Source organism: Ruegeria sp. BG10 (assembly GCF_056538575.1).
The window spans coordinates 1,464,760-1,484,252 of sequence record NZ_JBQFTI010000001.1; the positions used below are offsets into that span (position 1 = coordinate 1,464,760).

Annotated in this window: 19 protein-coding genes; 9 read left to right on the top strand and 10 right to left on the bottom strand. The window is 61.4% G+C overall.

The genetic code is table 11. The annotated features are described in order from the left end of the window. Positions 1 to 4: 4 nt before the first annotated feature. Positions 5 to 1,471 (bottom strand): leucyl aminopeptidase, encoded by a 1,467-nt coding sequence (locus ACR0D8_RS07225; protein ID WP_480645492.1) that lies wholly within the window; start codon positions 1,469 to 1,471, stop codon positions 5 to 7. 240 nt (positions 1,472 to 1,711) lie between these two features. Between ACR0D8_RS07225 and lptG the strand changes: the two genes are divergently transcribed. The 5 genes from lptG (at position 1,712) to rsmA (ending at position 8,107) form a co-directional block, all read left to right on the top strand. Next, on the top strand, positions 1,712 to 2,812 hold the full coding sequence (gene lptG, locus ACR0D8_RS07230) for an LPS export ABC transporter permease LptG (RefSeq protein ID WP_480645493.1): 1,101 nt from the start codon (positions 1,712 to 1,714) through the stop codon (positions 2,810 to 2,812). Further along, the gene (locus tag ACR0D8_RS07235; RefSeq protein ID WP_480645494.1) at positions 2,812 to 4,974 is read left to right on the top strand and encodes an LPS-assembly protein LptD; all 2,163 of its coding nucleotides are present in this window, start codon (positions 2,812 to 2,814) and stop codon (positions 4,972 to 4,974) included. The genes lptG and ACR0D8_RS07235 overlap by 1 nt, the downstream gene beginning before the upstream one ends. Beyond that, positions 4,965 to 6,218, top strand: coding sequence for a peptidylprolyl isomerase (locus tag ACR0D8_RS07240; RefSeq protein WP_480645496.1), 1,254 nt, complete (start codon positions 4,965 to 4,967; stop codon positions 6,216 to 6,218). The genes ACR0D8_RS07235 and ACR0D8_RS07240 overlap by 10 nt, the downstream gene beginning before the upstream one ends. Further along, positions 6,215 to 7,180 (top strand): 4-hydroxythreonine-4-phosphate dehydrogenase PdxA, encoded by a 966-nt coding sequence (pdxA, locus tag ACR0D8_RS07245; RefSeq protein WP_480645497.1) that lies wholly within the window; start codon positions 6,215 to 6,217, stop codon positions 7,178 to 7,180. The genes ACR0D8_RS07240 and pdxA overlap by 4 nt, the downstream gene beginning before the upstream one ends. A gap of 84 nt (positions 7,181 to 7,264) precedes the next feature. Continuing rightward, positions 7,265 to 8,107 carry a 16S rRNA (adenine(1518)-N(6)/adenine(1519)-N(6))-dimethyltransferase RsmA gene (rsmA, locus tag ACR0D8_RS07250; protein ID WP_480645499.1) on the top strand — a complete coding sequence of 281 codons (843 nt, stop codon included), beginning with the start codon at positions 7,265 to 7,267 and terminating at the stop codon, positions 8,105 to 8,107. 63 nt (positions 8,108 to 8,170) lie between these two features. Here the strand turns inward: rsmA and ACR0D8_RS07255 are convergent, their stop codons facing one another. From ACR0D8_RS07255 to prfA, 3 genes are all read right to left on the bottom strand, one after another. After that, positions 8,171 to 8,749 (bottom strand): DUF4167 domain-containing protein, encoded by a 579-nt coding sequence (locus ACR0D8_RS07255; protein ID WP_480645500.1) that lies wholly within the window; start codon positions 8,747 to 8,749, stop codon positions 8,171 to 8,173. Between the two features lie 241 nt (positions 8,750 to 8,990). Then, positions 8,991 to 9,836, bottom strand: coding sequence for a peptide chain release factor N(5)-glutamine methyltransferase (gene prmC / locus ACR0D8_RS07260; protein WP_480645502.1), 846 nt, complete (start codon positions 9,834 to 9,836; stop codon positions 8,991 to 8,993). Continuing rightward, entirely contained in the window at positions 9,833 to 10,888 is a 1,056-nt protein-coding gene (gene prfA / locus ACR0D8_RS07265; RefSeq protein WP_480645504.1) for a peptide chain release factor 1, read from the bottom strand. Before prfA ends, prmC begins: the two co-directional genes overlap by 4 nt. Before the next feature lie 63 nt (positions 10,889 to 10,951). Here prfA and ACR0D8_RS07270 point away from each other — a divergent pair, with 63 nt between their 5' ends. Further along, on the top strand, positions 10,952 to 11,254 hold the full coding sequence (locus tag ACR0D8_RS07270; protein WP_480645505.1) for a hypothetical protein: 303 nt from the start codon (positions 10,952 to 10,954) through the stop codon (positions 11,252 to 11,254). On the opposite strand, the gene ACR0D8_RS07275 is transcribed toward ACR0D8_RS07270, so the two are convergent. The 4 genes from ACR0D8_RS07275 to ACR0D8_RS07290 form a co-directional block, all read right to left on the bottom strand. Beyond that, a complete protein-coding gene (locus ACR0D8_RS07275; protein ID WP_480646369.1) occupies positions 11,180 to 11,587 on the bottom strand; it encodes a DUF1499 domain-containing protein in 408 nt (135 codons plus the stop codon). The two genes, ACR0D8_RS07270 and ACR0D8_RS07275, sit on opposite strands and share 75 nt — an antisense overlap. A gap of 63 nt (positions 11,588 to 11,650) precedes the next feature. Then, the gene (gene speB, locus ACR0D8_RS07280; protein ID WP_480645507.1) at positions 11,651 to 12,598 is read right to left on the bottom strand and encodes an agmatinase; all 948 of its coding nucleotides are present in this window, start codon (positions 12,596 to 12,598) and stop codon (positions 11,651 to 11,653) included. Between the two features lie 62 nt (positions 12,599 to 12,660). Further along, entirely contained in the window at positions 12,661 to 13,629 is a 969-nt protein-coding gene (gene speB, locus ACR0D8_RS07285; protein WP_480645508.1) for an agmatinase, read from the bottom strand. A 12-nt stretch (positions 13,630 to 13,641) separates the two neighbouring features. After that, positions 13,642 to 14,805, bottom strand: coding sequence for a M20 aminoacylase family protein (locus ACR0D8_RS07290; protein WP_480645510.1), 1,164 nt, complete (start codon positions 14,803 to 14,805; stop codon positions 13,642 to 13,644). Between the two features lie 66 nt (positions 14,806 to 14,871). Between ACR0D8_RS07290 and mazG the strand changes: the two genes are divergently transcribed. Genes mazG through ACR0D8_RS07305 form a run of 3 tightly spaced genes read left to right on the top strand, consistent with a single transcriptional unit; the run spans position 14,872 to position 17,180 of the window. Beyond that, positions 14,872 to 15,738, top strand: a complete 867-nt coding sequence (gene mazG, locus ACR0D8_RS07295) for a nucleoside triphosphate pyrophosphohydrolase (protein ID WP_480646371.1) — start codon at positions 14,872 to 14,874, stop codon at positions 15,736 to 15,738. Between the two features lie 54 nt (positions 15,739 to 15,792). After that, positions 15,793 to 16,734, top strand: coding sequence for a nucleoside hydrolase (locus tag ACR0D8_RS07300; RefSeq protein WP_480645511.1), 942 nt, complete (start codon positions 15,793 to 15,795; stop codon positions 16,732 to 16,734). Then, the gene (locus ACR0D8_RS07305; protein ID WP_480645512.1) at positions 16,731 to 17,180 is read left to right on the top strand and encodes a GNAT family N-acetyltransferase; all 450 of its coding nucleotides are present in this window, start codon (positions 16,731 to 16,733) and stop codon (positions 17,178 to 17,180) included. The genes ACR0D8_RS07300 and ACR0D8_RS07305 overlap by 4 nt, the downstream gene beginning before the upstream one ends. A 381-nt stretch (positions 17,181 to 17,561) precedes the next feature. Here ACR0D8_RS07305 and ACR0D8_RS07310 read toward each other — a convergent pair whose 3' ends face one another. Then, positions 17,562 to 18,086: a GNAT family N-acetyltransferase gene (locus tag ACR0D8_RS07310; RefSeq protein ID WP_480645513.1), complete on the bottom strand. Its 525-nt coding sequence runs from the start codon at positions 18,084 to 18,086 to the stop codon at positions 17,562 to 17,564. Positions 18,087 to 18,125: 39 nt separating this feature from the next. Beyond that, complete coding sequence (gene eno / locus ACR0D8_RS07315) at positions 18,126 to 19,403, bottom strand: phosphopyruvate hydratase (RefSeq protein WP_480645515.1); 1,278 nt, start codon at positions 19,401 to 19,403, stop codon at positions 18,126 to 18,128. Positions 19,404 to 19,493 lie beyond the last annotated feature (90 nt).

Genomic DNA, 19,493 nt, shown 5'->3' on the forward strand with positions numbered 1-19,493 from the left:
GGGTTTACTCGAAATTGTCCTGCACCAGCCGGCTCAGCGCACGAACGCCCCATCCGGTTGCACCTTTGGGCGCATACGATGTTTCCGTCGAAACCGAGGCGACACCCGCGATATCCAGGTGAATCCAGGGGGTCTCCTCTTTGACAAAGCGCTGCAGGAACTGCGCGGCCGTGATCGACCCTGCCGGGCGTCCGCCGACATTCTTCATGTCGGCAATGCGCGATTTCAGCAGATCGTCATAGGCTTTGCCCAGCGGCATCCGCCATGCGCCTTCATCCTCGGCCTTTGCCGCCTTCAGAAACGCCTCGCAGAATGTGTCATTGTTCGAAAAGACCCCGGCGTTCTCATGCCCCAGCCCGACAATGACCGCGCCGGTCAGGGTGGCCAGATCGATCATACCGACGGGCTGGAACCGCTCTTGCGCGTACCACATCACGTCGCACAGAACCAAACGGCCCTCGGCGTCGGTGTTGATGATCTCGACGGTATCGCCTTTCATCGACTTTACCACATCGCCGGGACGGGTGGCGTTGCCTGAGGGCATGTTCTCGACCAGCCCAACCAGACCCACGACATTGGCCTTGGCCTTGCGTTTGGCCAGCGCGCGCATGGTGCCCGCGACGACGCCTGCGCCGCCCATATCCATGGTCATGTCTTCCATGCCACCGGCGGGTTTCAGCGAGATGCCACCGGTATCGAACACCACACCCTTCCCGATCAGAGCCAGCGGAGCCTCGTCCTTGTCGCCGCCCTTCCACTGCATCACGACCACTTTCGACGGGCTGTCCGAGCCCTGCCCGACGCTCAGCAGCGTCCGCATGCCCAACTCGGCCAGCTTGTCTTCTTCCAGAACCTCGACCTCAAGCCCCAGCGATTTCATCTCGTCCAGCCGGTCGGCGAATTCGGTGGTGGTCAGCACATTCGCAGGCTCGTTGGTCAGATCGCGCGTCATCCGCACGCCATCTGCCACGGCATAATGCGGGGCAAAGGCCGCTTCGACCTCGTCCGCCTTCTGATGGCTGATGGTCATGGCCCCGGCCTCATCGGACTCCTTGGTTTTATGGGCGTCGAAATCATAGCTGCGCAGGGCGATGCCCATGGCCAGATCCTCGGTTCTGACCTGATTGCCCGCCATCACCAGCAAGCTTTTGCGTCCGGCCAGCTTGGCCAGCGCGGCGCCCCCTTTGCGGGCCTCCGCCGGTTCGGGGCGGCGCGGCAGGACCAGAATATCCAGCGCCTCGGCCGCCATGCCACCCGGCCATGCCAGCGAGATCACGTCGCCGGTCTTCACCTTTTCGAACCGCTCGCTTTCAACCAGCCGCGCCACAGCGCCGCGGGTCAGGCGATTGGCCCGGCGCGCGGCCGGGCTCATCTTGCCGTCCGACGGAATGATGATGGCGACGCGCCCTTCGACCTGCGCCATTGCGTCCACGTCAAAGGCCTGAAAGCTGATCGGTACAAGACTGCTCATTGCAAACTCCTCAAAATCTGTTCCCCAAGACCTAGCCCGCACCGCGCGGCTTGACCAGATAGCAGTTTTCCCCGCCCACCAATTGCATTACAGTCCCGGAAAAATTCCGGCAGGATCGGGGGAGAACGAATTGGCGAGACAGGGCAGGCATAAGCCATTGCGCAGCGGCGCAGGCAGCAGTGATTCTGGCCTGCGCACCACCCCTGCCCATCTTTGCCGGGTCGGGGCGGAGGGAACTTCGTGATCCTCGACCGCTATTTCGCCCGCCGATTCATCCAGAGCTTTCTGGTCATTGGCGGCATCTTTCTGACTTTGCTGATTCTGATCGATCTTATCGAACAGGCGCGCCGTTTCGACTCGGTGGACCTGTCCTTTGGCCGGGTGTTGCACCTGACCTTGCTCAACACGCCAGCCGCCATCAGCGAAATGCTGCCTTTGCTTGTCATCCTGTCCACGATTGCGCTGTTTGTGGGTCTGGCACGCAGCTCCGAACTGGTGGTAACCCGCGCCATCGGCCGCTCGGGCATACGCGCCCTGCTGGCCCCGGTGACGCTTGCCCTGATCATCGGTGCCCTGGCGGTGACGCTGCTGAACCCGATCGCCGCCGCCACCTCTGAAGAATATCAGCGACTGGCGGATTCCTACCGCAATGACGGCGGCTCGGCCCTGTCGATCAGCAGCGAGGGGCTGTGGCTGCGGCAGGGCTCGGAAAATGGTCAGTCCGTGATCCATGCCCGTGGCACCAGGAACGGCGACACGCTGCAGCTGAATCGTGTGACGATCACCACTTTCTCTCGCGATGGCAGACCGACACAGCAGATCTATGCCAGAAGGGCGGAACTCAAGAATGGCAACTGGGTGCTTGACGACGCCAAAATCTGGCCGCTGGAAGATGATGTGAACCCAGAGGTCAACGCTGTCGAGCACAAGCGCATCGAGGTCCCCACGACGCTGACGCGTCAGCGCATTTTGGACACGCTGGGCCAGCAGAACTCCGTGTCAGTCTATGATCTGCCGGAGCTGATCCGCGACCTGCGCGAAGCCGGGTTTTCCACCAAGCAATACGAAGTCTGGCTACAGGTTCAACTGGCGCGGCCATTCTTCCTGATGGCGATGGTTCTGATCGGCGCCGCCTTTACCATGCGCCACGTAAGATTTGGCGGCACCGGGATTGCAGTATTGACCGCAGTTCTTCTGGGGTTTTCCATCTATTTCGTACGCAACTTTGCCCAAATTCTGGGGGAAAACGGTCAATTGCCAATCTTCGTCGCGGCCTGGGCCCCGCCCTTTGCAGCCATCCTGCTGTCGCTCGGCCTCTTGCTGCACGCGGAGGACGGTTAATGCGATTGATCGCCTGCCTGTTGCTGTCCGGCGCTGTGGCACTGGCACTGCCGTCTGCTGGCCAGGCTCAGAAAAGGCCCGCCGCGGGTCCGGCCCAATCAACGGATCAGGAAGACCTGCCCGCCTTGCTGGTTGCGGACACTGTGTTCATCACTCCCGACAACGTGCTGGTGGCGGAAGGCAATGTCGAAGCCTTTCAGGGCGATATCAAAATCACTGCCGACCGTATCAGTTATGATCGGGATACTGGACAACTGAGTCTGGAGGGGCCTGTCCGCATAGATCAGGGCGGTGAGACGACCTTATTGGCGGATTCGGCGGAACTGGATGAAGGAATTCAGAACGGGCTTCTGATCGGCGCCCGTATGGTTTTTGACCAGCAGGTTCAGATCGGATCGGTTCAGGCCACGCGCGCGGCAGGCCGGTACACGCAATTCAGCAAGGTGTCCGCCACTTCGTGCCATGTCTGCGCCAACGGCAAGCCGCCGCTCTGGCAAATCCGCGCCCGAAAGGTCACGCATGACCAACTGGAGCGTCAGCTCTATTTCGAAGGCGCCCAGTTCCGTGTGCTGGACGTGCCGGTTTTCTATCTGCCCTATCTGCGTCTTCCGGATCCGACGCTGGACCGGGCAACCGGCTTTCTGGTTCCGTCGATACGGACCACGTCGCAACTGGGAACCGGCGTTCAGGTGCCGTATTTCTTTAAACTGGGTGACCACAAAGACCTGACTCTGACGCCTTATGTCTCGTCCAAGACACGAACCCTGGGCTACCGATACCGGCAGGCCTTCAAGCGGGGGCGCATTCAATTCGAGGGCGCCTTTACCCGCGACGACCTCGAAAAGGGTGAAGATCGCGGCTATCTGTTCGCAAACGGCTGGTTCAACCTTAAGAACGACTTTCGTTTGACGTTTGATTTCAAGACAACATCCGACGACGCCTATCTGGCCGACTATGGCCTGCCCGATTTTGACCGCCTGCGCAGCGAGGTCGCGCTGGAAAGGATCAAGCGGGATACCGCCTTCCGAACCAGTTTCATCCATTACAAGACGCTGCGCGACAGTGAGGAGCAGGACGAAATCCCGTCGCGTATTTTCGACCTGTACTATCAAAAACGGTACTTTCCGCAGGCATTGGGTGGCGAAGTCAGGCTTGGCTTCATCACGCATGCCCATGAGCGCACCAGCGACGATGATATTGTCGGCCGCGATATTGCCCGCGCGACTTTCGACGCGGAATGGTTGCGCAGTTGGACCTTTGCTTCGGGGCTGCGGGCTGAGGCGCGTGCTGGCGCGGCGGTGGACACGTTCAACATACGCCACGACAGCGCATTTCCGGATCAGGTCACCCGCGCCACGCCTCGCGCCGCTTTGACCTTGCGATACCCGATGCGGCGGCGGGAGAAGACCGGGGCAACCCAGATCCTGGAGCCGATCGCACAGGTCGGCTGGACCCATGTGACCGATACCGATGTTCCGAACGACGAAAGCACCTTTCAGGAATTCGATCAGGGCAACCTTCTGTCCCTTTCCCGCTTTCCCGCACCGGACCGCCGCGAAGACAGCCTGACCGGTGTCATTGGCGTCAACTGGTCCAGATACGGACCCAAAGGTTGGCGCGCCCTCGCCACGATCGGACAGGTGTTTCGGGCGGATGCAGACCCCAATTTCAACCTGACTTCGGGACTGCAGGGGACGGCCTCGGACATATTGCTTGCCGGTCAGTTGAAAACGGCCAATGGCTGGTCTCTGGCAGGCCGTGGCCTGATGAACGGCGATTTCAGCTTTGCCAAAGCGGAAGTGGCCGCAGCCTGGCGGCAAGAGGATGTGGGCCTGACAGGCAGCTACGTCTGGCAGGAACCCGATCCCGCGGAAAACGTCGATGACGAGATTTCGGAAATCCGGCTGACAGGGCGCTACGCCGTAGATCAGAACTGGCTGACGCGCGCCTCGGCGCGCTATGACCTGAGTGAATCCGAACCGTTGCGATACGGGCTGGGCGTGACGTATCAGAATGAATGTGTTCAGGTTAACATGACCGTCAGCAGGCGCTTTACTTCTTCATCAAGTATTGAGCCTTCGACCGAATTCGGCTTTACCGTAGCCCTGACAGGATACTCCGTTGAAAGTGGCGGTCAAAAGTACAAGAGAAGATGCAGTTGATTTCAGGTTTCTCCCGTTTCATTCGTCCCGGCCGGCTTAAGCCGGTTGTGTCGGCACTCAGCGCCGTGGCGCTGTCAATGATGGCCCAGCAGTCGAGCGCGCAAAGTCCGTTTTCGCCCGCGATCAAGGTGAATCAGGACATCGTCACCTGGTACGAACTGGACCAGCGGCTGCAGTTTCTGTCCGCCCTCGGCGCGCCAGGCGCATCCGAAGACGAAGTGCGCCAGTCCCTGATCGACGATCGCCTGCGCAAACAGGCCATGCGCGAGGCGGGTATAGAGGTGGCGCCTGAAGATATTCAGCTCGGCATCGATGAGTTTGCAACGCGCGGTCAGCTTTCGACCGACCAGTTCCTGCAATTGCTGGCCGAGGAAGGCGTCGATCGGGAAACCGTCCGCGATTTTGTCGCCGATCAGCTGTCATGGCGCGACTATATCAGCGCGCGTTTCCTGTCGCAGGCCCGCCCGAGCGAGGAGGAGATCAACCGCGCACTGGGACAGGCCGGTGGTGGTGGCCTGCAGGTGCTGTTGTCCGAGATCATCATCCCGGTGAATCAGCAAACCCTGGCCCAGGCCCAGCTTCTGGCGGACGAGATTGCACAGATCGAAGGTTTTGAGGCGTTTTCCGCCGCCGCGACGCAATACTCGGCCGCAGGCACCCGCGACAATGGCGGCCGGCTGGACTGGCTGAACCTGACAAACCTGCCCCCGGCCCTGCAACCGGTGATCCTCGGCCTGCAGAACGGCGATATCACTCAGCCTCTGGCCCTTCCCAACGCCATCGCCCTGTTCCAGATGCGTGGTCTGCGCGAAGTGGCGTCAGGCGCACCGCGCTATTCCAATGTCGACTACGCCATGTACTACCTGCCCGGTGGGCGCAGCGCTGAAACGCTAGCGCAGGCCGCCAGGCTTCAGGAAAACGTCGACACCTGCGAAGACCTCTATGGAATCGCCAAGGATCAGCCGCCCGAGGTGCTGGACCGGATCGAAGCCAGCCCTTCCGAGATTCCCCGCGACGTCGCGCTGGAACTGGCCAAGCTGGACCTGAACGAAGTGTCGACCGCGCTGACCCGCAACAACGGTCAGACGCTGGTGTTCCTGATGCTCTGCACCCGGACCATTGATCGCGGCGAGGAAACCTCGCGCGCGGACGTGGCCAATGCACTTACCCAGCAGCGTCTTCAGGCATTTGCCGAAAGCCTGCTGCAACAGCTGCGGGCCGACGCAACCATTGTCGAGCAATGACGACCCCGATCGCGCTCAGCTGCGGTGACCCTGCCGGAATAGGGCCCGAACTGGCAGCCAAAGCGTGGTCGGAACTACGAAACACCTGCCCGTTCTTCTACATCGGCGACGCAGGTCACCTGCCGCAGGACACCCCTGTCGTGCGTATATCCCAGCCGTCTGAGGCCCTCGAAGCCAGCACCTCGGCCCTTCCGGTGCTGCAGGTGGATTTCCCGGCCCCGAACGTCCCCGGACAGCCCGATCCGGGCAATGCGCCATCGGTCGTTGCCGCCATTGAACGGGGCGTATCGCTGGTACAATCCGGGGCGGCCTCGGCGCTCTGTACCGCACCGATCCACAAAAAGGCGCTGATCGATGGTGCCGGGTTCGCCTTTCCCGGGCATACCGAGTTTCTGGCCGCGCTGGCTGGGTGCGACCGGGTTGTTATGATGCTGGCCAGCGAACAATTGCGCGTGGTGCCGGCAACCATCCATATCGCCTTGTCCGAAGTGCCCTCGGCCCTGACCCCGGACCTGTTGCGCGACACGATCAACATCACTGCCGAGGGTTTGCGCGACCGGTTCGGCATCAACCATCCGCGCATCGCGGTTGCCGGGCTGAACCCGCATGCCGGCGAAGGCGGGAAAATGGGACAGGAAGAACTGGAGTGGATCGCGCCGCTGATCGCCGGTTTGCCGACCGATGCCTATACGGTCACCGGACCCCACCCTGCGGACACTCTGTTTCACGCGGCGGCGCGCGCGCACTATGACGCGGCCATTGCGATGTATCACGATCAGGCGCTGATCCCGATCAAGACGCTGGATTTCGACCGTGGCGTAAACGTGACGCTCGGGCTTCCTTTCATCCGCACCTCGCCTGATCACGGCACCGCGCTGGACATCGCGGGCAAAGGCATCGCCAACCCCACCAGCCTGATCGAAGCCCTGAAACTGGCGCAACGCATGGCACAAAGCACTTGATCCTGCATCTGGCTGGAAATATCCCCGCCAAAGGCAATAAATCTCTGGCGCTGCGACCCTGCCTCGCGCCACGGTAACCGTATCATGAGCGCAATCGACACCCTTCCCCCTCTGCGCGAGGTCATCGCGAAACATCAGCTTTCGGCGCGCAAATCTCTGGGCCAGAACTTTCTGCTGGACCTGAACCTGACGGCAAAGATCGCCCGTCAGGCCGGTGATCTGACGGAATGCGACGTACTGGAAATTGGCCCCGGCCCCGGGGGCCTGACACGCGGATTGCTGTCCGAAGGCGCGCGCAGGGTCGTGGCGGTGGAAAAAGACACACGCTGTATCGCCGCCCTGTCCGAGATCGCCGCAGCCTATCCCGGACGGCTTGAGGTCATAAATGGCGACGCCTTGGAAATCGACCCGCTGGCGCACCTGACCCCGCCGATCCGCATCGCGTCAAACCTGCCTTACAATGTCGGCACCGAGCTTCTGGTGCGCTGGTTGACCCCGGCCGAATGGCCGCCCTTCTGGCAGAGCCTGACGCTGATGTTCCAGCGCGAGGTCGCCGAGCGCATCGTCGCCCAGCCCGGCAGCAAAGCTTATGGCCGCCTCGCCATCCTTGCCCAGTGGCGGGCCGAGGCGCGCATTGCTTTGTCCCTGCCCCCTGGCGCATTTACCCCACCGCCCAAGGTCTCCAGCGCGGTGGTCCACCTGACCGCCCTGCCCCAGCCACGCTATCCCGCCGACGCCGCAACCCTGTCCCGGGTTGTTGCCGCCGCCTTCAACCAGCGCCGCAAGATGCTGCGCGCCTCGCTGAAGGGCGTCGCCCCGGATATCGAGGACCGTCTTGTGGCTGCCGGGATAAAACCGACGGAACGCGCCGAGCAAATTCCGCTTGAGGCGTTTTGCGCACTGGCGCGCGAAGTTCAGAAAAACTGACGCCCCAAAAGAAAACCCCGGGCGGGAGCCCGGGGTGTTTCACAATCTTGCTGTAGTGCTGGCTTACTCAGCCGCCTCCGGCGCGTCGCCACCTGTCTTGGGGGCATCCTCAGCCGTCGCGGGCGCGGCCTTGGGCTTGCGAGTGCGCGGGCGACGTGCAGGTTTTTCTCGCTTCTCGGCTGCTTCGGCACCGTCTTTGCTTTCCGGCGTTTCGACCAGACCGGATTCCGGTGCCGCAGGCTCAGCCCCGAAGTCCATGACATCGGGTTGCGGCGCTTCGGCCGGGTCCGCCTGACGGGCCGTTTCACGTTCCTGACGCTCGGCGCGTTCGCGGTCGCGCTCGGCCTGACGCTCGCGGTTCTGGCGCTCCTGCTCTTCGCGGCGCGCTTCGATCTCGCGCTGCGCTTCGCTCAGCATCCGCAGATAGTGCTCGGCATGCTGCTGAAAGTTCTCAGCCGCCACGCGGTCGTTCGACAGCTGGGCGTCGCGCGCCAACTGGTTGTATTTGTCAATGATCTGCTGCGGAGTGCCACGCACCTTGCCCTCGGGGCCCGAGCTGTCAAAAACCCGGTTTACGACATTGCCGCCAGAAGGACGATTGCGGTTGTTCTTGGCCCGCGAGCGGGATTTGGAAGATCTCATCTTACTTTACGTCAGCCTTATCAATTCACTGTCGATCAACCCGTACCTTACGCTGCTCAGTGGCTTGTGCCGTAACGCGTCATCGACTTTTTTGGGCTTGGCGTCAGGGGTGCGCTGTAACAGCGTCAACCTCGCCGACTAATCCTGAGTAAACATGTCCTGCGCGTACAGACAAGGGGTTTGTCCAAAAAATCGCAGCTTTTTTACATCAATCGGCGCTTTTCGGCCTCAGAACACGCCGTTACTGCGGCATTCTGGCGACAACGACGCGGTCACGGCCATCCAGATCGGGAATGATCCGCGTTTCGATCAGACCCGCCGCATCAAAAAGTGCTGAGACGCTTTTGCCCTGCGTTGGTCCAATCTCGACCAGTAAACGCCCGCCCGGCATCAGAAAATCGGGGGCCGAGGCCGCGATCCTGCGGTAGGCACCCAGCCCGTCGCCCTCGTCCGTCAAGGCCATGCGCGGCTCGTGCTCGCGCACTTCCGGGGACAGGTCCCCGATCTCGGACAGCGAAATATAGGGCGGATTCGAAACAATCAGGTCGAACTGGCCCTGAATGTCCTCAAACCAGTCTGAACGGAGAATCTCGACCCTCTCCTGCACCTGATGCTGCACCGCATTGGCGCTGGCCTGAAGGCAGGCCGCTTCGCTCAGATCTGCCCCCACGCCTGTGGCGCTGCCGCGTTCGGCCAGCAGCGTGATCAGGATACAGCCTGACCCAACGCCCAGATCCAGCACATGGTCAAAAGGCTCGCTGAGCGCGGCCTCGATCAGCGTCTCGGTTTCCGGGCGCGGGTCCAGCACGTCCCGGCTGACGCGGAACCTGCGGCCGTAGAATTCGCGCTCGCCCAGCAAATGCGAGACCGGTACCCGGATGGCCCGCAATGAAATCAGCTGATCATAGCGTTCGGCAATTTCCGGCGACAGTTCCTCGGGCGCGATCAGGGTAACCCTGCTGGCCTCGATTCGTGCCGCGTGGGCCAGCAGGACCCGCGCATCTCGCGCCGGATCGGCGATGCCGGCGGCCCGCAGGCGTGCGGTTGCGGCGACCATCGCCTGTGCTGCCGTCTGTGCCGCAATCATTGCGCCAACTCTGCCAGCAGCCGCGCCTGATCATCAGCGGTCAGTGCGTCGATCACCTCGTCCAGATCGCCCTGCATTACCTGATCCAGCTTATACAGGGTCAGGTTGATGCGGTGATCGGTCATGCGGCCCTGCGGAAAGTTGTAGGTCCGGATACGTTCGGACCGATCCCCCGACCCGACCTGACTGGCCCTGTCCGCCGACCGTTCGCTGTCGATGCGCTGGCGTTCCAGATCATAGAGCCGCGTCTTCAGCACCTGCATGGCGATCTCGCGATTGCGGTGCTGGGATTTCTCGGAACTGGTCACGACGATCCCGCTGGGCAGGTGCGTGATCCGCACGGCCGAGTCGGTGGTGTTCACGTGCTGCCCGCCCGCGCCGGAACTGCGCATGGTGTCGATACGGATGTCATTTGCGTCGATCTGGATGTCCACATCCTCGGCCTCGGGCAGAACCGCCACGGTTGCCGCCGAGGTATGGATACGCCCGCCGCTTTCGGTTTCCGGCACCCGTTGCACCCGATGCACACCGGATTCGTATTTCATGCGGGCAAAGACACCCTCGCCCTTGATATGGGCCACGACCTCTTTGATGCCGCCCAGGTCCGAGGCCTGTTCTTCGATAATCTCGAACCGCCACCCCCGCGCTTCGGCATAGCGCTGATACATGCGCAGCAGATCGCCCGCGAACAGGGCGGCCTCATCCCCGCCCGTACCGGGCCGGATTTCCAGCATTGCCGGCCGCGCATCCGCCGCGTCCTTGGGCAAAAGCGCCAGTTGCAGTGCATGTTCAGCCTCGGGGATGCGGGCCTGAAGCCCCGGGATTTCCTCCTCGGCCAGTTCCTTCATGTCCGGGTCGGTCAGCATCGCCTCGGCCTCGGCCAGATCGGCCACCAACTGCCGCCAGGCCATGATCTGATCGACCACCGGTTTGAGGTCGGAATACTCCTTGGCCAGCGCCGCGATATCCCCGCCCGAGGCGCCATCTGCCATGGCCGCTTCGAGGTACTGGAATCGCTGGGTTATCTGTTCAAGGCGTTCTTCGGGGATCATCCGCGCGGTGTCTCTTAATCCGGGGCTTTGGTCAAGGGCTGTCCCTGTGCTAAGATTCTGCACATGAAACGGTTGGTTCTTGTTTTTACGCTGTGCGCTATGCCTGCCGTGGCCGATGTGGTCGGCCCCGGCGGCAAAGTGCAGGACTGTTATTGCACCGACAAATCCGGCACGCGGGTCGAACTGGGCGAGATGATCTGCCTGCAGGTCGATGGCCGCATGTTCATGGCGCAATGCCAGATGTCGCTGAACGTGCCGATGTGGCGCGAGGTGCAGGAGGGGTGTTTGTCGTCAGGGCTGCAGCAGAGCCAGCCACCCGTCGACCCGTTTCCGATTGACACCAAAGTCTTTCCTGCCAAATCGTAACCGACCATGGACGCGCAATAAATCGCCGTCCTGCTGGGCCGTCGTGTAGTCCGGAAAGCCGAGTGCTTTGGTTCGGGTGACGTAGGTAATCATCCCTTCTTCGACCGATCCGGCCAGAACTGACGTGCGCGGTGTCGCACTGGCCACCGCGTGCAGCCTTTCCAACCCGTCCGCGCCGGATTCGACCACGCGGATCACGCCGCCCTTCATGTCGCGGTCGGTGTCAGCCTTGGGGGCCACATGCCAATGGGCAGGGTCTGTCGGGGCCAGGCGGATATAACCGGCAAACAGGGCCAGCAGACAAACAATCGACCAAAGCACCATCTTCCTCATCCCCGCGCCAAATTCGCGGCCAACCATATTCGGATCGGGAAGGTCGACAAGATGCGCTGCCGCCTACCGTGACGTCACGCCGGGCAGGATGCACAGCAATTCGAACAGCAGGTTCGCCGCTGTCAACGCCGTATTGCCCGAGGGGTCATAGGGCGGGGACACCTCGACCAGATCGCAGCCCACCACGTTCATCCCCCTCAGCGCATGAATCAATTGCAGCGCTTGCGGCGTCGTCAGGCCGCCAATCTCGGGCGTGCCGGTGCCCGGCGCAAAGGACGGATCAAGGCTGTCGATATCGTAGGTTACGTATACCGGGTGTTCGCCGATATCCTTGCGGATCTGCGCGCCGATGACGGTCAGGTTCTGTTGCCACAGCTCCCACGCGGGGAACTGGCGGAACCCCCAGCCCTTGGCTTCGGTGAAATCCGACGCTGCATAGCCAGAGCCCCGGATGCCGATCTGAAACGTCTTGTCCGGGACGATCAGGCCCTCTTCGTAGGCCCGGCGGAAAACGGTGCCGTGGGTCTCACGCTCACCAAACATCTCGTCATTGACGTCCGCATGGGCATCCACATGCACCAGCGCCACCGGCCCGTGTTTGGCGGCGATCGCGCGCAGGATCGGCAGGGTGATCGAATGATCGCCCCCCATCGCCACCGGGGTCACCCCCTGCGCCAGAATGGCGTCATAGCTTTCCCTGATGATTTTCAGACTGTCGGACAATGAGAACGTATTGATCGCAAGATCACCGATATCCGCGATCTGCAGACTGTCGAACGGCGCCGCGAATGTGGCCATGTTATAAGGCCGGATCATCGCGCTTTCGCTGCGGATTTGTTTTGGCCCAAACCGCGTGCCCGACCGCCAGGAAGTGCCGATATCCATCGGAATCCCCAGCACGGCGACGTCCAGCCCGACCAGAGACTCGGCCTGCGGCAAACGCATGAACGTGTTCGGCCCGGAAAACCGCGCCAGATCATTGCCGCTGATCGGTTGATTGAACTTGTCCATGCCTGTATTTCTCCCGTCCGGTCCTTCATCAAGCACATACCGGGATTATGCCTAATCAATAGTTAAGGCTTTACCAGCTTGTTCCACCCAAGCAGACAGATGATCTGTGTCGCGACATGCGCTCCAGCAATCGCCGTGGCGCCGGATGTATCAAACGGCGGCGAAACTTCGACCACATCCCCGCCCTTGATGTTGATCCCGGCAATATCCCGTAAGATGATCTGCGCCTGGATCGAGGTCAGCCCGCCCCAAACAGGTGTTCCGGTGCCCGGTGCGAAAGCCGGGTCCAGCCCGTCGATGTCAAAGCTCAGGTAAACCGGGCTGTCGCCCAGAATGCCTTTGATCTTTTGCGCCGCCGCGGCAGGACCGGATTCATAGACCTCGCGCGCGTCGATGATGTTGACGCCCAGCGTGTCCTCGTTGGTGGTGCGTATCCCCACCTGAACCGAGCGTTTGGGGTCGACGATCCCTGATTTCACCGCCTTGTAGAACATTGTCCCGTGATCGACGCGGCTCATGTCGTCATCGGCCCAGGTGTCCGTATGGGCATCGAATTGCAACAGCGACATCGGCCCGTATTTCTCGGCATAGGCCTTGAGAATCGGGAAGCTGATATAGTGATCCCCGCCCAGCGTGACCGAGGCCACGTCAGCCGCCAGAATGGTGCGGATGTGATCAGTCAGCGTATCGGGAAAGGCCGGGATATTGGCATAGTCATAGGCCATATCACCGTAATCTACGATGGCCAGTTCGCTCAGCGCATCGAACGGCCATCCATAGGGCGCATCGGGGGACTGTAGCGCGCTGGCCTCACGGATCGCGCGCGGTCCCAGACGGGTGCCGGGGCGGTTGGTCACCGCCTGATCAAAGGGCACCCCGGTCACGGCGATATCGACGCCATTCAGGTCCTTGGTATAGAGCCGCCGCAGGAACGACGTGGCCCCGCCAAACGTGTTTTCGTAAGACAGCCCCTTCAGATCCGGGTTGGTGAAAGCTTCGTCCACCTGCGTCTTTGCGTCTTCCAGTGCCATCGCTTTCCCCCGTCAGCCCAGCGGCTGCGCTTTTTCGACGATCCGCGCAAAGAACGAAGCCCCCACCGGCGCGATGTCGTCGTTGAAATTGTATTTCGGATGATGCAACCCGGCCCCTTCGCCCTGCCCGAGGAAAAGATAGGCGCCGGGCCGCGACTGCAGCATGTACGAGAAATCCTCGGCCCCCATCTCGCGGCCCATATTGTCGACCACACGCCCGGCACCGGACACGTCCCGGGCCACGGCGGCAGCAAAGTCGGCCTTGTCGCCGTCATTGATCGTTGCGGGATAGTTTTTCTGATAGTCCAGCCGCGCCTCGACCCCGTAAGAGGTCGCCTGCCCCTGCACGATCTGCTGCATCCGTTCGATCACCATCTGCTGCACCTTCGGATCGAAGGTACGCACGGTTCCGTTGATGAATGCGGTATCCGGGATCACGTTGTTCACCGTACCGGTGTGGATCTGCGTGACCGACACCACCAGATCGTCCAGCGCGTAATGGTTGCGGCTGACAATCGTCTGGATTGCCTGCGCGATGCCGCAGGCCGCCATCACCGGATCGCGGGTTTCATGCGGCATGGCCCCGTGGCCGCCGACGCCCTGAATGTGGATTTCGAACGTATCGACTGCGGCCATGATCGGCCCCGGCGTGGTATGAAACGCGCCTTCGGCCAGACCCGGCGCATTGTGCAGCGCGTAGACCTGCGCAATGTCGAACCGGTCCATGATCCCCTCGTCCACCATCACGCCGGCGCCACCGCCCTCTTCCTCGGCGGGCTGAAAGATCAACGCCACGCGGCCCGCGAAATTCCGCGTCTCGGCCAGATAGCGCGCCGCCCCCAACAGCATTGTCGTGTGGCCGTCATGGCCGCAGGCATGCATCTTGCCGGCGTTTTTCGAAGCATAGGAAACACCCGTTTCCTCGGGGATCGGCAGCGCGTCCATATCGGCGCGCAATCCGATTGTCGGCCCCGCGCTCTGCCCGTTGATGATCGCCACGATCCCGGTCGTGGCAATGCCTTCGTGCAACTCGTCGACGCCGAACTCGCGCAGCCGGTCCGCGACAAACGCCGCCGTTTCGTAGCATTCGAACTCAAGCTCGGGGATCGAATGCAAATGTTGGCGCCATGCGGCCATATCGGCTGAGTAATCGGCAATTCGGTTGACGACGGGCATCTGGGGTGGACTCCTGATCAGGACTGCGGGATGGATGCATCTGACACCGGAACGAAAGGGTTCGCAATGGCCGAAAATCCTCTGATCCATGACAGCGACGCGGGTATCGAGCGGCTGCTGGAAATCATGCGCCGCCTGCGCGACCCGAAATCGGGCTGCCCGTGGGATATCGAACAGGATTTCGGCACCATCGCCCCTTATACCATCGAAGAAGCCTATGAGGTCGCCGACGCCATCGAGCGCCAGGCCTGGGACGAACTGAAGGGCGAGTTGGGCGATCTGCTGTTCCAATCCGTGTTCCACGCGCAAATGGCGCAAGAGGCCGGGCATTTCACCTTTCAGGACGTGGTGCGCACCATGTCGGACAAGATGGTTGACCGTCACCCGCATGTCTTCGGTGACGAATCCCGAGACAAGTCCGCCGAACAGCAGACGCTGGACTGGGAAACCATCAAAGCTGCCGAGCGCGCGGGCAAGGCGCAGAAAGGCGCGCTGGACGGGGTTGCCGCCAACCTGCCCGCCCTGCTGCGGGCGCACAAGCTGCAGAAACGCGCGGCGCGTGTCGGGTTCGACTGGCCGGACGCCAGCCACGTGCTGGCCAAGATCACGGAAGAGGCCGCCGAACTGGAAGAGGCCCGCAACAGCAAGGATGCCGACGCGCTGGAGGACGAATTCGGCGATCTGCTGTTCGTCATAGTCAATCTGGGCCGCCACCTGGGCATCGAGCCCGAGGCCGCCCTGCGCCGCACCAACGCCAAGTTCACCCGCCGGTTTGAACAGGTCGAGGCGCGGCTGGCCGACCGGGGAAAAACGCCGTCCCAAAGCACCCTGGAGGAGATGGACGCGCTGTGGGACGAGGTCAAAACCGAGGAACACCGCGCCAATGGCAAACTCCCGCCTGTGGATGCAGCGGCTGACGCGAAATTCGGCTAGACAAGCGCGGTGACAGTTGCGAGTGTCCCACCTTCACGACCCCCGGAGACGACCATGCCCCCCCGTAAGATCATCATCGACACTGACCCCGGACAGGACGACGCCGTCGCCATCCTTTTGGCGCTGGCCAGCCCCGAAGAGATTGAGGTGTTGGGCATCACAGCCGTTGCCGGAAACGTGCCGCTGGCGCTGACCGCCAAGAATGCGCGCATTGTGTGCGAACTGGCCGGGCACACGCATATCCCGGTCTATGCCGGATGTGACCGCCCGCTCAGCCGGCCTCTGGTCACGGCAGAACATGTCCATGGCAAAACCGGGCTGGACGGCCCGGTCCTGCCCGATCCGGAAATGCAGCTGGCCGACGGTCACGGTGTCGATTTCATCATCGACACGCTGCGCGCGCACGAACCGGGCACGGTAACGCTCTGCCCGTTGGGGCCGCTGACCAACATTGCCACGGCATTCCAGAAAGCCCCCGATATCGTCGACCGGGTTCAGGAAATCGTGCTGATGGGTGGCGCATATTTCGAGGTCGGCAACATCACACCCGCTGCCGAGTTCAACATTTACGTCGATCCCGAAGCGGCTGATATCGTGTTCAAATCCGGCGTTCACATCGTGGTTATGCCGCTGGATGTCACCCATGACGCGCTGGTCACGAAACAGCGCAACGACGCCTTCCGCGCACTCGACAGCAAAGTCGGTCATGCTGTGGCCGAGATGACAGATTTTTTCGAACGTTTCGATATCGAGAAATATGGCTCGGAAGGTGCGCCGCTGCATGACCCTTGCGTCACCGCCTACCTGATCCGCCCCGATCTTTTCACCGGCCGCCACATCAACGTGCAGATCGAAACCCAATCCGACCTGACGCTGGGAATGACCGTCGCAGACTGGTGGCGTGTCACCGACCACGCGCCCAATGCGATGTTCATGGGTGAAGTGGATGCCGACGGGTTCTTTGCCCTGCTGACCGAACGGCTGGCCCGGCTATGAGCGCCGCGCTGAGACTTGCCCGCCCCGAGGATCTGGACCGCCTGATGGGTCTGGTCGCCTCGTTTCATGCCGAGGCAGGCATCACGCAGGATTCCGACCAGCGCCGCGAAGCCCTGCTGCCGCTGCTGGAAGGCATTCCACATGGGTGTGTCTATCTGATTGGCCCGGGCCGCGCGCCGCTGGGCTATATCATCCTGACTTTTGGCTGGTCGGTCGAGTTTGGTGGCATGGACGGCTTTGTCGATGAGATTTACATTCGTCCCGCTGTCCGCGGCCGCGGTATCGCCACCGAGGTGCTGATGGACCTGCCCAAGGCGCTGGCCGGGGCCGGTCTGACCGCCCTTCACCTTGAGGTCGACCGCTCGCACGAAGCGACGCAGAGATTGTATCTGCGTACGGGCTTCAAACAGCGGGATCGGTATATGCTGATGAGCAAAAAGCTCTGATCCTGAAACAGTACACGGGCGTTTCAGCCCGTGCCCCCAATGCGTATCCCCTTACCGGGCTTCGCCACGATAAATGTATGTGGCCGATTCCATGTTCCGAACCGGGTCGGATGAAGACACCGGATCTCCGGTTATCGGATATGTATCCGGGCCCGCACAGGCCGCCAGAAATACTGTGCTGATTACCGACGCTACGAGAAGGAATCTTGAACCAGTCATGGTATTCTCCTTTTCTGTCCTGTCGACAGGGTACGAGACATCCAAAGCTGACAAATAGGTAAAAGTTCACACAAAAGTGCGTTTATGCAGAATTTTTTCGGCTTATTTCATTTTCCGAAACGATTACAAGGGGTAACGCTGCAAATTTATTTCGGACTTTTGCTATCCCGCCGGTTCCGGACGCAGGGACATCTCGAAAAACAGCAGGTGACCTTCGGCAAAATCGGGAATTTCCGCATAGGCGTCCCGCAGCTCAAATCCCATCGACAGGTACAGGCGAATTGCCTTTTGCAGGGGTATTCCGGTGTCCATCCGGATATAGTCAAACCCCTGATTTCGGCAGGCTTCGACCAGAGCCTGCATGATCGCGAAACCCGCCCCCGAGCCGCGCGCATCCTCGTGCACATACACCCGCTTGATCTCGGCGATACCGGGTTCCAGTGTATGGAACATGCCGCACCCGACAGGCTGCTCATCTTTCAACACCAGCCGCGCACCACCGTTCGGCGGGGTATGCTCTGCTTCGATGGCGTCCATCACGCGGGCGTATTTGTCACGCGGATAGATCGTGCGTACGATCCGCTGCGACTTGGAATCCAGCGACAACAGGAATTCCCGGTAATCCCAGCACAAACGCCGGATCGCATCGAAATGCTCCGGCGTTTCTGGCTCTATGACACTAATCAAAACCTGATCCTCAAATAAATCCGGGGATCAGGATACCATTTAGCGCTTCAGGATCGAAGCCCCTGCATATTCTGCAACTTCGCCCAGCGATTCCTCGATACGGATCAGCTGGTTGTACTTGGCCAACCGGTCCGACCGCGCCAGCGAGCCGGTTTTGATCTGACCGCAATTGGTTGCCACGGCCAGATCGGCAATGGTGGCGTCTTCGGTCTCGCCCGAGCGGTGCGACATCACGTTGGTGTAACGCGCGCGGTGGGCCATATCGACGGCGCGCAGGGTTTCGGTCAGCGACCCGATCTGATTGACCTTGACCAGCATCGAGTTGGCGCAGCCGTTCTTGATCCCCTGGGCCAGACGTTCAGGATTGGTGACGAACAGGTCGTCGCCGACCAGCTGCACCTTGTCCCCGATGGCATCGGTCAAAGCGCGCCAGCCGTCCCAGTCATCCTCGGACATGCCGTCTTCGATCGAGATGATCGGATAATCGTCGACCAGCGCCGCCAGATAGGCCGCGTTTTCCTCCGACGTCAGGCTTTTGCCTTCGCCCGACAGAACGTATTTGCCGTCTTTGTAGTATTCGGTTGCGGCGCAATCGAGTGCGAGGTGGATTTCCTCGCCCGGCTTGTAGCCCGCTTTTTCGATGGACTTCAGGATGAAATCCAATGCCTCGCGGGTGCTGGCGATATTGGGGGCAAAGCCGCCCTCGTCACCCACACCGGTGGCCAGACCGGCGGCCGACAGTTCCTTTTTCAGTGTATGGAACACTTCGGATCCCATGCGGACCGCCTCGCGGATGTTCGCGGCCGAGACGGGCATGATCATGAATTCCTGAATGTCGATCGGGTTGTCGGCGTGTTCCCCGCCATTGATGATGTTCATCATCGGCACCGGCAGGACGCGGGCCGAGGTGCCGCCAACGTAGCGGAACAGCGGCTGCGTGGTGAAATCCGCGGCGGCCTTGGCGGTGGCCAGCGAGACACCCAGAATGGCATTTGCGCCCAGACGGCCCTTGTTCTCGGTCCCGTCCAGTTCGATCATCGCCTCGTCGATGGCGACCTGCTCGGTCGCGTCAAAGCCCACCAGTTCCTCGGCGATCTCGCCGTTCACGGCGGCCACGGCCTCAAGCACGCCCTTGCCCATGTAACGCGCTTTGTCACCGTCACGCTTTTCCACTGCTTCGTAAGCGCCCGTGGATGCGCCCGAAGGCACAGCCGCACGGCCCATGGTGCCGTCTTCCAGGATCACATCAACTTCGACCGTCGGATTGCCCCGGCTGTCCAGAATTTCGCGTGCGTGGATGTCGATGATGGTGCTCATGATGCCCGTCCCTGTGGCTGCATTCGGTTGCATGCCTCATAGCATCAACGGGCAAAAAGTAAACCGCTGATGTTATCGCTAACACGTTAC